This window comes from Enterobacter sp. BIDMC 26 (genome assembly GCF_000534435.1).
GTDB lineage: Bacteria > Pseudomonadota > Gammaproteobacteria > Enterobacterales > Enterobacteriaceae > Enterobacter > Enterobacter ludwigii.
Genome location: NZ_KI973182.1, coordinates 366,314 through 380,626, shown reverse-complemented (window position 1 = coordinate 380,626; position 14,313 = coordinate 366,314). Strand labels below are relative to the sequence as shown.

The following is a 14,313-nucleotide window of genomic DNA, read 5'->3' as shown; positions in this document are numbered from 1 at the left end:
GAGGGATGTTGACCGTGCAACGCTAGCCCAAAATTTGGGTACTCAACCGGCAGGTACAGCACCGCCGTCCCTGCTCGTCGAACACCACAATCTCCCAGCTCTGGCTGGTTCGCCCAAGATGCAACGGCTGACACACTCCGCGCACCTTCCCATGCGATACCGCGCGATGGTGCGTTGCGTTCAGTTCCGTTCCCACCACGCTTTGTCCGTCGCGGGTCATCAGAAACCCGGCCATCGACCCCAGCGTTTCCGCCAGCGCCGCCGACGCCCCGCCGTGCAGCAGACCGAACGGCTGATGGGTACGCGCATCCACGGGCATTTCGGCCTCAAGCGTATCGTCACCGATGCGGGTATAGACGATGCCCAGATGCGCCACCATGGAGTTCAGACTGGTGGCGTTCATTTCTTCACGCGATAAGTGACGTTTCCAGATCATCTACGCCCCCAGCGTGGAGCCGCCGTCCACCACGATATCCTGCAACGTGATATGGCTGGCAGCATCGGAGGCGAGGAACAGCACCGTGCTGGCAATTTCCTGCGGACGGGCGATTTTGCCCAGCGGAATACCGAGCTTGAACTGCTCGCCAAAGCCGCGAATACGCTGCTGCTCAGCATCGTTGCTTTTCCACAGAGTGCGCTGCATATCGGTATCCGTTGACCCGGGCGACACCAGATTACAGCGCACGCCACTGCCCGCCAGCTCAAGCCCGACGGTCAGCGCCAGGCTTTTTAGCGCCGCTTTCGACGCACCGTAGGCGCTCATGCCGATACGCGGCGTGTGGGCCGCGTCAGACGCCACGGTGACAATCGCCCCGCTTTGCTGGCGACGGAACTGGCCCATCGTCTGCTGGAACAGGTTAAATGCCCCGCCGACATTAACCGCAAAGGTCTGCTGCCAGTCCTCCTGCGCAATCTGGTCGGTCGCGCCCATACGCAGAATTCCCGCCGCGTTCACCAGCACGTCCAGACGCTCAAGCCTCGCCAGCGCGCGCCCGCACACCTCGCGGACCTGTGCGGCATCCGCGATGTCCAGCGTTTCGGTGGCAAAGGGATACGCTTCCTGCGGGAAGGCCAGGTCGAATCCGGTGACCTGCGCGCCCGCTTCAACAAACGCCCGTGCCGTCGCGTAACCGATGCCCTTACCCGCGCCCGTTACCCAGACGGTTTTGCCGGTAAAATCGAACCCGGCCATCACTTCACCTCGCGGGAGAGCAGCGCCCACCAGGCGTCGAGGGTGGGATTTTTCGCCAGCATCACGAAGTCGATATCGCCGTGCACTTTGCGCCAGCGGGCGGCCAGCGCCATCATGCGCACCGAGTCCAGGCCGTAGTCGATCAGGTTTTCGTCATCCATCGGCTCATCTGATTCATCCAGCAGCGGCAGGATGATGTCACGCAGCGCCGCTTTCGTGGCCGGAATGGACGGCAGCAGGTCGTCCGTCATAACCACCCGGCCGACGCGCCCTGCGACGTAGTTCAGGGACATCAGGTGCTCATCGCGGGTAAAATCGGCCAGCGCATCGGCGATAAAGAACGGTTTGATATCCCGCATAAAGGCGTCTGTAGCGGTCGTCATGCAGCCAATATGGGCGTAAACCCCGGTGATCAGCAGCTGGTTGCGCCCCGTCTCTTTCAGCATCAACTCCAGCGGCGAGCGGTGGAACGCGCTGTAGCGCCACTTCACCAGTACCGTATCGGCTTCATCCGGCGTCAGCTGAGACACAATGCGCTGCTGCTCTGGTGAGCGGGTCAGCCCCGGTCCCCACATATCGTTCAGCAAGGCGCGGTCTTCATCGCTCTGCGCTTTCGGCTGAGCGGTGTAGTAAACCGGAATATTGTGTTGCTTGCAGTAATCGCGAAGTCTGGCGATATTCGCGACCACCTGGGCCATCATCGGGCTGTTTTCGCCCCAGAAGTTCAGGAAATACTCCTGCATATCATGGATCAACAGCGCGGCACGTTCTGGCTCAAACGCCCAGTTCACTTTGTTATCTGGCAGGTCTGCGGCCGTCGGCAGCGCATAAGCGGTTAATTGTGGAATGGCCATACTCTGTTCCTTAGCCCCGGGCGCGTTCAGCTAGCCACAGGCGCAACTGTTTCTTATCGACTTTGCCGACGGGCGTTAACGGAAGCGCATCAACGCTCTCCACGCGGTCCGGCAGTTTAAATTCTGCAACGCCCTGCTCACGCAGGAAGCGGCGCACCTCCACCGCACGCAGTGGCTCTTTCACCACCAGATACGCGCAGCTCTTTTCACCCAGCAGGCTGTCCTCCATGCTCACCAGGGCCGCGTGGATCACCGCGTCGTGGCGCAGCAGCAGGTTTTCAATCTCTTCTGCGGCAATCTTTTCGCCGCCACGGTTGATCTGATCTTTCTCCCGTCCCTGAACGGTGATGTAGCCCTGTTCGTCAATGGCGATCAGATCCCCGGAGCAGTAAAAGCCGTCCGCATCAAAGGCGCTGGCGTTGTGCTCCGGACTGTTGAAATAGCCGCGGAAGGTATACGGCCCGCGGGTCATCAGGCGCCCGACTTCACCGCGCGGGAGCGGATTACCGTGCTCGTCCGCCACCCACACTTCGTCATCCGGGCACATCGGGCGCCCCTGCGTATTGATAATGCGTTCCGGCGTATCATCGAGCGCGGTGTAGTTCACCAGCCCTTCCGCCATACCAAACACCTGCTGCAGCTGGCAGCCAATTTCTGCCGGAATACGCGCCGCGAGCGTCGCGGACAGGCGCGCCCCACCGACCTGCAGCAGCGTCAGCGATGAGAGCGGGGCATTCCCTGCACCGTCGGCAATCGCCTGCAGCCACAGGCTGACCGCCGGGGGCACCAGCGAGGTAACCGTGATCTGATGTTTTTCTATCAGCGGGAAGCAGATTGTGGCGCTCGGATCGTTTGCCAGCACCACGCAGCCCCCCGCCGTAAAGACGCCTAACGAGCCGGGCGAGCTCATGGCGTAGTTATGGGCCGCTGGCAGCGCATTCAGATAACGCGTGTCCGCGGTAATCCCGCAGATCGCATTGCTGCGACGGATGCTGTAGTCATAGTCGTTATGCGTACGCGGGATCAGCTTCGGCGTGCCGGTACTCCCGCCCGAGAGCTGGAAGAACGCCACTTCGTCGGCAGGGGTCGGGTTCGGAATGAAATTTTCTGCCGGATGCGCAATCGCCGCGTCCAGCGCATGTTCACCCTTGTCGCCGCGCAGCAGCACGACGCGCACCGAACGGTGCTCATCGACAAAAGTATTGAGGAAGTCATCCCCCGCAAACAGGGCGTGCTCGCGATCGGCTATCAGCAGTGCAGGTTTGATCTGCGCGGCGTAGGCGTTCAGCTCCGAGCGCTGATGGCTAAAGAGCGCATTGACCGGCGCCACGCCCACCTGCAGCAGGGCGAAAAAGGTCATGTAAAACTCGCACACGTTGCCAAGCTGCACCAGCGCCGTTTCACCGCGATGGAGCCCCAACGCCTGCAGCCGCGATGCCAGGTTATTCACGGCCTGGTTAAACTCGCGGTACGTTATGCGACGGTCACCGTCGACGATCGCCACCGCATCGTTATTCGCCTGATCCGTCAGGATGTGGGTCAGCGGCAGATCCTGCCAGTAGCCTTTTTCACGGTAGCGCCGGGCAAAATCCTCGGGCCAACGGGTAAAGGGAAGGGTCATGAGTGTTCCTTAGTGCAAACCAAAAACATTGAGCATGGTGGAGAGTTTTACGCCGGTTTCACGCCACTCGCCCACGGGTGAAGAGGCCGGGACAATGCCCGCGCCGGCAAACAGGCGAACGGTATTCTGCTGCAGACGTGCGCAGCGGATGGTGACCACCCATTCGCCATTGCCTTCACTGTCACACCAGCCGACGATGCCGCCGAACAGCTCGCGATCGAACGGCTCCAGCCCGGCGATCAACGCCTTAGCAGCCTGATGCGGGAAACCGCTCAGGGCTGGCGTCGGGTGCAGTAGGCAGGCCAGCGTCAGCGCGTTTTCGTTTTCACGCGCCTCACCTTCCACCGGCGTGGCCAGATGCCAGAGCGTGGGGGTGGTGATCAACTGTGGGGAGGACGGCATGCTGAGGTGATGGCTGCGCGGTTTGAGAATGGCTTTCATCGCCTGGGTCACCAGGTCATGCTCGTGACGATCTTTTTCGGACGCCAGCAGCTTGTTGCCCGCCTCGCGATCCAGCACGTCATCCGGCTGACGACGCGCGGAGCCTGCCAGCGGCAGAGAGCTAAAATGCGCCCCTTCTTTACGCAGCAGCAGTTCCGGGCTTGCGCCGAGCAGCACGCCACCGTCTTCCAGCGGTACGTGGAAGTTGTAGCTGGCCGGGTTCTGGGCGATCAGCCGCTCCATGAGCGCACCGCTATCAATCGGTTTGTCGGTAACGATATCAATCAGGCGCGACAGCACCACTTTGTTCACCTGCGGCGTGGCGGTGAGGGCAGCCGCGCGGGCGACCATCTCTTCAAATACCGGCTGCGGTGGGATCTCGGTGCGTTTTTCCACCTTCAGCGCCTGTGAGCCAGCAACATAGCGGGCGGACTGCTGACGCGCCGGGCGAGAAAAGGTCTGCCAGCGTTGCGGAATAAACAGCGACGACGGCTTGCGGGTATCAAACGGAATGGCACCCACCATCACAGGATGGGCAATGCCGCTGGCTTTTGCGTTGCGGAAAGCCTGGGCTAATTTCTGCTGAAACTGTCCTGCCGGATCGTCACCCCCGACGGCGGATTCAGAGAAGCGGGAAAAACAGCCGGACGTGGTAAAACTGCGGTAAGGCGACATAAAGAAAAAGCTGTCTGATTGCAGCGTGCTGGCGGTGTGCTGAACTTCCTCAGCCAGGGACGTATCCATTTCATCCTCCTAAAATGATAAAGGCAGTAATAATGATTATCATTTATATTTACGCTCGCTAACCTAATCTCACATCGCGTCGCTGTCAACCGCAGAGCAAACATCTTCTTCGGGTAACGCTTGCATCCCGTCGTCGCAGACATGAAAATGAGAAGCATTAACTTCAACAGAAACAGGATGCCACGTTGTGAAATGTCTTGCCGTCTGCCGTAATCCCCTGCTTTTCATCGGACTTTTTGTTTTAGGACTTACCTCAGCGCTTGCCGCCGACTGGCCGCGTCAGGTGACAGACAGCCGCGGCGTGCATACGCTTGAGCACAAACCGACGCGCATCGTCTCCACCAGCGTGACCCTGACCGGCTCCCTGCTGGCGATTGACGCGCCGGTCATTGCCAGCGGCGCCACCACGCCCAACAATCGCGTGGCGGATGCGCAGGGATTCCTGCGCCAGTGGGGCGATATTGCGAAACAGCGTCAGCTTGCGCGTCTGTACATTGGCGAGCCGAGCGCCGAAGCGGTGGCCGCCCAGATGCCGGACCTGATTTTGATCAGTGCCACCGGCGGGGATTCGGCGCTGGCGTTGTATGACCAGCTTTCAGCTATCGCGCCGACGCTTGTTATTAACTACGACGACAAAAGCTGGCAGGCGCTGCTAAAACAGCTCGGCACAATCACGGGTCAGGAAAAACAGGCCGCCGAGCGCATCGCCGCGTTTGATAAGCAGCTTGCCCAGGTGAAACAGCAGATGACATTACCGCCGCAGCCGGTGAACGCCATCGTCTACACCGCCGCCGCACACTCGGCAAACCTGTGGACGACGGAATCCGCTCAGGGCCAGTTATTACAGCAGTTGGGCTTTACGCTGGCTGAACTGCCTGCCGGATTGCACACCTCCAAAAGCCAGGGTCAGCGTCACGATATTATTCAGTTAGGCGGGGAAAATCTGGCAACCGGGCTGAACGGCGAAGGGCTGTTCCTGTTTGCCGGTGATCAGAAAGATGTGGATGCGATTTACGCCAATCCGCTGCTGGCGCACCTTCCTGCCGTGCAGAACAAGCGCGTCTGGGCACTGGGAACAGAGACGTTCCGCCTGGATTATTACAGTGCAATGCGGGTACTGCAGCGTTTAGACGCACTGTTCAGGTAAGAGGCTAACCCGGCCCTCTTGGTGAGAGGGCCGGTGTGAACGCGTCAGGCCGCACTGTCGTTCAACACAACCTCCTGCCTGAACCGACGCAGCTCAACCAGGACCACCAGCAATATCACTCCCAGCATAGCCAGGACAAAGCCGCTGCTGCTCGCTGAAGCCACCGGGGTCATTATCGCCCCCAGCCCGCCGAGGATAGCCGCGCCAATGGCATCGCCCGTCACGTTCTGCGCGGTCCACAGACCGTTGATACGCCCCAGCATCCCTTCCGGCGTCTGGGTCTGGATCAGGGTGTACTGCAGCAATGAACTGATGGCGCTTAGCCAGCCAAAAATCACCAGGCACATTACGCCCAGCGCCCATACCGGCATCAGGCTGAAGAAACCAATCGCAATAAACGACGCCAGGGTAGCCAGCAGCATGATCAGCCCGGGACGCGCACTCTGCGCCAGGTTACCGCTGGTCAGCGCGCCGCATGCCGCGCCGAGCGGAATAGCCGCGTACAGCACGCCGATTTCCGACGCGCTCATCTGCCACACGCCCGCCAGCGCCGGGTAAAGCACGCGTACGGCGCTGGCCATCGTCAGCAGACCGCCGAGCAGCGCAATACCACCTATCAACGGATTACTGAACAGAAAACGGATCGCGGCCATCAGTGATGTCAGCGGATGTTCGCGCGGCTGTGGCGGAGGCGGCAGGCGCGGCAAACGCAGGAGCGTGAGCGTAGTGATAAAGGTGCCCGCCGCCGCCAGCCCGTAGTTCCACGCCACGTTGCCGGTCGCCAGCAGCAGGCCACCGACCATCGGTGAAATTACCGACCCAAGGCGCACGGTCAGCATGGTGATTGCCCCCGCCTGCATCAGGTTTTCGCGCCCGACCAGCGCGGGCGTGGCTGCCAGCAGCGCCGTGACGCCGAGTGACGCAAAAAAACCGTCCCACAGACCGAGGGCGTAAATGGCAATCAGTGACGGCTCCGGCAGCATGGCGTTCAGACACAGCCCGATAAAGCCTACGCCGCACGTGCCGCGTGCCAGCAGGATCAGTTTTTTACGCTCATACCGGTCCGCCAGCACGCCGCCCACCATCAGGCCGATAAACATCGCCCCACCGGTTAAGGTGACCGAAAGCCCCACCAGCCAGCTGGAGTGGGTCATGGACTGGATCTGCACCGGCACGGCAACGCCAAGCAGGCCGAGGGAGAGGATGGAGATAAAACGGGCGATAAAGACAGCGCGGTATGCGGGGTGCGTCTTCAGCAGGCTGAGGTTGAGCAGCCAGGATTTTTGATTCATGACAAGGCCTTGAGTGTATTTCTACCAATTCCATTGGCGCACATGCTAACATAGCCAAATAAGATAGATAACGATAATCACTATCATTATCAAATCATGGATGTTGCTATGTCGTTTTCCTCTTCCGCGGTGCGCGCCGTTGCCGTGCCCGTGTTATTGCTACTGTTAATCCTTGCGATTGCACTCAGTTTGCTGGTCGGCGCGAAGCCGCTGCCCGCGTCCGTTATTGTCGATGCGCTCACTGGCAGCTGTCAGAGCGCCGACTGCACCATCGTGCTCGATGCCCGCCTTCCCCGTACCCTTGCCGGACTGCTGGCCGGGGGTGCGCTGGGTCTTGCCGGTGCCTTAATGCAAACGCTCACCCGTAACCCGCTGGCCGACCCCGGTATTCTTGGGGTAAACAGCGGTGCCAGCTTTGCGATTGTGCTTGGCGCGGCGCTCTTCGGTTTTACCTCTCCGTCTGAACAACTGGTGATGGCCTTCTGCGGCGCGCTGGCGGCGTCGCTGGTGGTGGCGTTTACCGGTAGCCAGGGTGGCGGACAGCTGAGTCCGGTACGCCTGACGCTGGCGGGCGTGGCGCTTGCCGCCGTGCTGGAAGGGTTATCCAACGGCATCGCCCTGCTTAACCCGGATGTTTACGACCAGCTGCGCTTCTGGCAGGCCGGTTCGCTGGATATCCGCACCCTGGCAACCTTAAAAGTGGTGGTGATCCCGGTCGTCATCGCCGCCGCCGTCGCGCTGTGTTTAAGCCGGGCGCTCAACAGCCTGAGCCTCGGGAGCGACACCGCAACCGCGCTCGGCAACCGCGTGGCGCGCACGCAGCTAACGGGTCTTGTCGCGATCACCGTACTGTGCGGCAGCGCAACTGCGGTAGTCGGCCCCATTGCTTTTATCGGCCTGATGATGCCCCACATGGCACGCTGGCTGGTGGGTGCCGATCACCGCTGGTCGCTGCCGGTCACGCTGCTTGCTACCCCTGCCCTGCTGCTGTTCGCGGATGTTGTGGGTCGCCTGCTGGTGCCTGGTGAACTGCGCGTCTCGGTGGTAAGCGCGTTTATCGGTGCACCGGTGCTGATCTTCCTCGTGCGACGTAAACGCGGAGGTGGCGCATGATGGCCCCGTCCCGACGTTTAGTCACCAGCGTGTCGTTACTGGCCGTCGTCATTCTGATGCTGGCGGTCTGGAGCCTGCGCAGCGGCACGGTCACGCTCGATTTCGCGCAGGTTTTTAACGCGCTGCTTGGCAGTGCGCCGCGCAATGTCACCCTGGTGGTCACCGAGTGGCGACTGCCGCGCGTGGCGATGGCGATTCTGGTGGGCGCGGCGCTCGGCGTCAGCGGTGCCATTTTTCAGTCGTTGATGCGCAACCCGCTTGGCAGCCCGGACGTAATGGGGCTGAACACCGGCGCCTGGAGCGGCGTGCTGGTGGCGATGGTGCTGTTTGGTCAGCACCTGACGGCCATCACGTTCACCGCGATGACCGGCGGGATAGTCACCGCGCTCATTATCTGGGCGCTGGCCTGGCGCAACGGTATCGACACCTTCCGCCTGATCATTATCGGTATCGGCATTCGCGCCATGTTAATGGCTTTCAACACCTGGCTATTGCTGCAGGCTTCGCTCGACACCGCGCTCTCTGCCGGTCTGTGGTATGCCGGTTCACTCAATGGCCTGACGTGGGGCAAAACCTGGCCCGCTGCCCCGCTGATCCTGGTGATGTTTCTTGGCGCGGTGTTGCTGGTACGCCGGATGCGCCTGCTGGAGATGGGTGATGACAGCGCCTGCGCGCTGGGTGTGGGCGTTGAGCGCTCGCGCCTGATGCTGATGCTGGTGGCAGTGTTACTGACCGCTGCCGCCACCGCCATCGCCGGGCCGATCTCGTTTATCGCGCTGGTTGCACCGCACATTGCCCGGCGCATCAGCGGCACAGCGCGCTGGGGATTAACCCAGGCGGCGCTGTGTGGCGCAGCGTTACTGCTGGCCGCTGACCTCTGCGCCCAGCGGTTATTTATGCCTTATCAACTTCCGGTAGGCGTCGTGACCGTCAGCCTCGGCGGGATTTACCTCATCGTCTTGTTAGTTCAGGAGTCACGCAAGAAATGACAAACAGCACAACCCGCTTGCGCGGCGAACACTTAACCCTCGGCTATGGCAAAAAAATCATTGCCCGTGACCTGACGGTGGCTATCCCGGACGGCCATTTTACGGCGATTATCGGCCCGAACGGCTGCGGTAAATCGACCCTGCTGCGCACCCTCAGCCGCCTGATGACGCCGGTTGAGGGCTGCGTGTATCTCGACGGCGAGCAGATCCAGCGCTTTGCCAGCAAAGAGGTGGCGCGCCGTATCGGCCTGCTGGCGCAAAACGCCACCACGCCTGGGGATATCACGGTGCAGGAACTGGTCTCACGCGGGCGCTATCCGCATCAGCCGCTGTTTACTCGCTGGCGTAAAGAGGATGATGAGGCGGTGAAGCGGGCGATGCAGGCGACGGGCATTACCGATCTTGCCCGGCAAAGCGTGGATACGCTCTCCGGCGGGCAGCGCCAGCGGGCGTGGATTGCGATGGTGCTGGCGCAGGAAACCGCCATCATGCTGCTGGACGAGCCTACCACGTGGCTGGATATCAGCCATCAGATCGATCTGCTGGAGTTGTTGAGCGAGCTGAACCGCACGCAGGGCTATACGCTGGCGGCCGTGCTGCATGATTTAAATCAGGCATGCCGCTATGCCACACATTTGATTGCGTTGCGCGACGGCGAAATTGTGGCGCAGGGTGCGCCAAAAGAGATTGTGACGCCGGATCTGATCGCGCAGATCTACGGCATGCGCTGCATGATTATCGACGATCCCGTGGCCGGTACGCCGCTGGTGGTGCCGTTGGGCAAGCGTGCAGTCTGATGCCCTCACCCTCTCCTGGAAGAGAGGGTGAGAGTAGGGGAAACCGCTACCCCAATATCGCCTTCAGCACCGGTCCTATCGTCTCAAACGCCTGCGGTGAAATGATATCCACGTGGGCGCAATCCTGGCTGTAGACCTCCAGTTCCCCCACCCACGGCGCCCAGGCCTGCTGCGGATCCAGCGTTTGCGTGCGCCCGGCAACAAACAACGTCGCTTTACCGTCGAACCGTGAACTGTGCGCCGTTGTCAGCAGGCGGACGGCATCGGCGTAATTCCCTTCGATGGCGTTAAAGAGCTCGCCAGAGCCTTGCCCCTGCTGCGCGGCGATAAACGCCTGACGCTCGCGTTCAATTTCTGCCAGTACGTCCGGATCGAGACCATGGGCCTCTTTCTCTGCCCAGTTCTGGGTTTCTGGCGGCCAGGTATCCAGCAAGCCGAGAAACGCCACCGCATCCCCCTGCTCGCGCAGACGGGCCGCAATGCCCTGCGCCAGCGTGCCGCCAAGCGAGTAGCCGAACAGATAATACGGCCCCTGCGGCTGTTGCGCGCGCAGCGTCTGCAGATGCTGTTCGATCACCTCGTCCAGCGTAGCGCACTGCTGCATCGGCCCTTCCGGACGCGGCGACTGAATGCCGGTGATTGACCAGCGCGGGCTGAGATAGCGCGCCAGCACGCTAAACTGCCAGGCAAAGCCGGATGCCGGATGGAAACAGAACAGCGTCGGACCGTTGCTTTCACGCAGCGGCAGAAGGGTCTCGTAGCCCAGACGCTGCGCCTGCTCGTCATTCATCGATGAATCCAGCAGCGCGCTGAGCATGCTGACCGTCGAGGCCACCATAATCTGTCCCGGCGTGACCCTGCGGGCAAACGTACGGCTGAGCTGCGCGGCCAGGCGCATCGCCAGCAGGGAATGACCGCCGAGGGCGAAGAAATCGGCCTCGATGTCGTTCACCTCACAGCCGAGCAGGGCAGAAAATGCCTGCGCGACGGCCACTTCAGCGTCTGTTTCTGGCGCCCGCCCGGACGTCTTGCGGGTCAATTCCGGCAACGGAAGCGCCTTGCGGTCAAGCTTTCCGTTGGCAGAGAGCGGCAGCGCGCTGATTTGCAGCAGCACCACCGGCACCATATGGGGCGGCAATTGAGCTTTAAGCGAGTGCAGCAGCGCATCGCGGTCCAGCGGCAAGCCGGACCCGGAGACGACATACCCTACCAGCTGTCGGGCATCGCCCCCGGTTGCCGCCGCCTGATTAAACACGCACGCGTGCGCTACGGCCTGCGCCACGTCAGGCAGCGAAAGCATCGCACGATCGATTTCGCCGAGCTCGATACGCTGACCACGAATTTTCAGCTGATCGTCACTGCGGCCCAGATATTCCACCGCGCCGTTATCCAGCCAGCGCGCCACGTCCCCGGTGCGGTACATCCGCTCGCCAGGTGCAAAGGGATCGGCAATGAAGCGGCTGGCGGTCAGGTCCGGACGACCGAGATACCCCTGCGCAAGCTGGATCCCGGTAAGATAGAGGTCACCGGCCACGCCGAACGGCACCGGACGCATCATCGCATCCAGAATGCGCAGCCCCGTATTCCACACCGGGAAGCCAATCGGCACGCTGTTGCCCGCCACCGCCGCCAGTTCCGGACCCGACGCCGGATACCAGCTCACGTCCACCGCCGCTTCCGTTGGACCATAAAGGTTATGCAACGGGACATGAGTAAGGTGCTCCCACTCCCGACACAGTTCTGTCGGCAGCGCTTCCCCGCTGCAGAACACCTGCTTCAGTGTCTGACAGCAGTCGGCATTTTCCGGCGTCAGCGAGGCAACGAACGCCGCCAGCATCGACGGCACAAAGTGTGTCGTGGTCACGCCATAATGCGCGAAGAAGTTCTGCATCGCCTGCGGATCGCGGTGCGCGTCCGGCTCGGCCATCACCAGCTTCGCGCCGGCGATAAAGGGCCACCAGAACTCCCAGACCGAGACGTCAAAACTGCACGGCGTCTTCTGCGCCACCACGTCATGCGCGTCCAGCGGATAGTGATCCTGCATCCACATCAGGCGATTAACGATGGCGGTATGCCCTACCATCACGCCTTTTGGCCGCCCCGTTGAGCCTGAGGTAAAGATGATGTACGCCGTGTGCGCCGGCTTTGCCAGCCGCAGCGGTTCACTGCCCGCTGGGGGTAATAGTGTGTTGTAACTAAATACAGGGACCGGCAGATCGCTAAAGCGCGAAAGCTGATCGTCAGAGGCGATCAGCAGGGACGGTTTCGCGTCCTCCAGCATCATGCGCAGACGATCGTCCGGGTAACCGGTATCCAGCGGCAACCACGCGGCGCCCGCCTCCACGATGCCGTGCAGCGCCAGGGTAAGAAACACCGAGCGCGGCAGGGCTACCGCCACGCTGTCGCCAGGCTTAACGCCGCGTTCCCGCAGTAATGTCGCAAGAGCCACCACCTGCTCGCGCATCTGGCGGTAATTCAGTTCGATGTGCGCATCAGCAAGCGCGGGGGCATCCGGCGTTTTGCCCGCCTGGTCTGCCACCAGCTGAGCCAGCGTGGTTGACGGTAGCGCCAGCCCGGTATCATTGATACGCGCCAGCTGCTGGTATTCCTGCTCTGAGACGATTTCTGCTTCGCCGCAGCGCAAATCCGGGTTAGCAGCAAACTGCATCAGCATGGCGTTCAGGCGTGCAACGTGGCGAGTTAGCGTCGCTTCATCGTAGCGCTGCTTATTGGCAAGGATTTCAATACTCAGGCCGCCCTGCTCGTCCGGGAACAGCGCCAGTTCAAGGTCATTGACCGGGCCAGTGGCCAGCGTATGGGTGATGACGTCCACGCCATCCATATCCAGCTGATAATCAAACACCTTGACGTTCAGAACCGGGCCAAACAGCGCGTCATCGCCCGCGGCACGTCCGCTGTCGCGCACGATCTGCTCGGCGTCATAACGCTGATGTCGACGCATTTTTTTCAGCTGATTTGCCAGACGATGCGCCAGCGCAGGCAGGCTTTCGTGCGGGGCGATGTTCACCGCCAGCGGCAGCACGTTCAGCACCGGACCGGTTGCCGTTAAGGCCACCGACCCCATTCGGCGCATAAAGATAAACCCGGCGGCGTAGTCCAGCCGTCCGGTCAGACGCCCGATCCACAGCGCCACCAGCGCAAGCGCCAGATCGGTACGCTGAACCGGCCCCGCCGCCTGAGCAAGCCGGGTAAAGGCGCGGCGGTCAGCCGTCACCTTCAGACGCAGAATATCGGTGGTCGCCGCACGGCCCGGCAGCGGTGCCGACGACAGCGAGACCGGGGAAGGAAGCTGCTTACGCTGCTCCGCCCAGAACGCCCCGTCGCGCTGATACGCTTCGCTATCGCGATAGCGCTGGTACTCCTCCACCACCTCGGCGAAAGGGGTAAACGGCGACGCGGGCGTGGGCTCGCCGTTTTGCCATGCGCGATAAATGGCTGCGATCTGGCGGGTAATCGCCGGAAAACTGAAGCCATCCACCACCAGATGATGATATCGCTGATACCAGTACCAGTGCCCTTCGCCTACCTGAATCAGCTGATGGAACGCCAGCGGCTGACCGCTGTCCACGCGCAGGTTCTGGTTTAAATCCGCCTCCATCAGGGCCATCGCCGCGTCATGGGATTCGGCGCGAACCACGGACGGTTCAGGCAGTGACATAGCGTCATCCACCCACTGCCACACCTCGCCATTCTCTTGCACAAAACGCATGCGCAGGGTGTCGGCCTGCCGCATCCCTTCAACAATGGCTTTTGCCAGCAGCGGTGCGTCAATATTGCCCTTCAGCTCGGTGTAGTGCGCCACGCTCCAGGCGTTTGGCAGGGAGGAAAGCTGCTCCGCCATCCAGATACCCGGCTGGGCGGCGACAAGGGGAAGACGGTTCATGCTTTCTCTCCCGCAAAATAAGACGGTTGCAGGGTTTGCCAGTGGTCGGCGAGCCACTGCTGACAGGCTTCCTGAGACTGCGCTTCACAGACCACGCGCCAGCCCGCCGGCAGCTGGCACTGCTGCGGCCACAGACTGTACTGTCCCTGGTCGTTACGCAAAATCGCAAACTGACCCTGCGGATTATCGAAAGGGTTGCTGAATTCCATACAGACTCCG

General features: G+C 61.4%; 12 protein-coding genes. 4 read left to right on the top strand and 8 right to left on the bottom strand.

Features of this window, described 5'->3' with window-relative positions:
• Window positions 1–22 precede the first annotated feature (22 nt).
• The 5 genes from entH to entC are packed head-to-tail and all read right to left on the bottom strand — an operon-like array spanning window position 23 to window position 4,852.
• Window positions 23–436 (bottom strand): proofreading thioesterase EntH, encoded by a 414-nt coding sequence (entH, locus tag L462_RS21470; RefSeq protein WP_014169074.1) that lies wholly within the window; start codon window positions 434–436, stop codon window positions 23–25.
• Window positions 437–1,192 (bottom strand): 2,3-dihydro-2,3-dihydroxybenzoate dehydrogenase EntA, encoded by a 756-nt coding sequence (entA, locus tag L462_RS21475; RefSeq protein WP_032677665.1) that lies wholly within the window; start codon window positions 1,190–1,192, stop codon window positions 437–439. It abuts the gene before it with no gap.
• Entirely contained in the window at window positions 1,192–2,046 is an 855-nt protein-coding gene (locus L462_RS21480) for an isochorismatase (protein ID WP_032677664.1), read from the bottom strand. Before L462_RS21480 ends, entA begins: the two co-directional genes overlap by 1 nt.
• Before the next feature lie 10 nt (window positions 2,047–2,056).
• Entirely contained in the window at window positions 2,057–3,667 is a 1,611-nt protein-coding gene (gene entE, locus L462_RS21485; protein ID WP_032677663.1) for a (2,3-dihydroxybenzoyl)adenylate synthase EntE, read from the bottom strand.
• Window positions 3,668–3,676: 9 nt separating this feature from the next.
• Window positions 3,677–4,852: an isochorismate synthase EntC gene (gene entC, locus L462_RS21490; RefSeq protein ID WP_014169070.1), complete on the bottom strand. Its 1,176-nt coding sequence runs from the start codon at window positions 4,850–4,852 to the stop codon at window positions 3,677–3,679.
• A gap of 187 nt (window positions 4,853–5,039) precedes the next feature.
• Here entC and fepB point away from each other — a divergent pair, with 187 nt between their 5' ends.
• Complete coding sequence (gene fepB / locus L462_RS21495; protein ID WP_032677662.1) at window positions 5,040–5,999, top strand: Fe2+-enterobactin ABC transporter substrate-binding protein; 960 nt, start codon at window positions 5,040–5,042, stop codon at window positions 5,997–5,999.
• 44 nt (window positions 6,000–6,043) lie between these two features.
• Here the strand turns inward: fepB and entS are convergent, their stop codons facing one another.
• Window positions 6,044–7,291 carry an enterobactin transporter EntS gene (gene entS, locus L462_RS21500; RefSeq protein WP_014169068.1) on the bottom strand — a complete coding sequence of 416 codons (1,248 nt, stop codon included), beginning with the start codon at window positions 7,289–7,291 and terminating at the stop codon, window positions 6,044–6,046.
• Between the two features lie 108 nt (window positions 7,292–7,399).
• On the opposite strand from entS, the gene fepD reads away from it, so the two are divergent.
• From fepD to fepC, 3 genes are read left to right on the top strand one after another with little or no spacing between them, the layout of a single operon-like run.
• Window positions 7,400–8,404 (top strand): Fe(3+)-siderophore ABC transporter permease, encoded by a 1,005-nt coding sequence (gene fepD, locus L462_RS21505; protein ID WP_032677660.1) that lies wholly within the window; start codon window positions 7,400–7,402, stop codon window positions 8,402–8,404.
• Window positions 8,404–9,393 carry an iron-enterobactin ABC transporter permease gene (gene fepG / locus L462_RS21510; RefSeq protein WP_155964471.1) on the top strand — a complete coding sequence of 330 codons (990 nt, stop codon included), beginning with the start codon at window positions 8,404–8,406 and terminating at the stop codon, window positions 9,391–9,393. The genes fepD and fepG overlap by 1 nt, the downstream gene beginning before the upstream one ends.
• The gene (gene fepC / locus L462_RS21515; protein ID WP_014169065.1) at window positions 9,390–10,190 is read left to right on the top strand and encodes an iron-enterobactin ABC transporter ATP-binding protein; all 801 of its coding nucleotides are present in this window, start codon (window positions 9,390–9,392) and stop codon (window positions 10,188–10,190) included. Before fepG ends, fepC begins: the two co-directional genes overlap by 4 nt.
• A gap of 46 nt (window positions 10,191–10,236) precedes the next feature.
• Here fepC and entF read toward each other — a convergent pair whose 3' ends face one another.
• Together entF and L462_RS21525 are read right to left on the bottom strand one after the other, a co-directional pair.
• Window positions 10,237–14,094, bottom strand: a complete 3,858-nt coding sequence (gene entF, locus L462_RS21520) for an enterobactin non-ribosomal peptide synthetase EntF (RefSeq protein ID WP_032677658.1) — start codon at window positions 14,092–14,094, stop codon at window positions 10,237–10,239.
• Complete coding sequence (locus tag L462_RS21525) at window positions 14,091–14,303, bottom strand: MbtH family protein (protein WP_014169063.1); 213 nt, start codon at window positions 14,301–14,303, stop codon at window positions 14,091–14,093. Before L462_RS21525 ends, entF begins: the two co-directional genes overlap by 4 nt.
• Window positions 14,304–14,313: the final 10 nt, after the last annotated feature.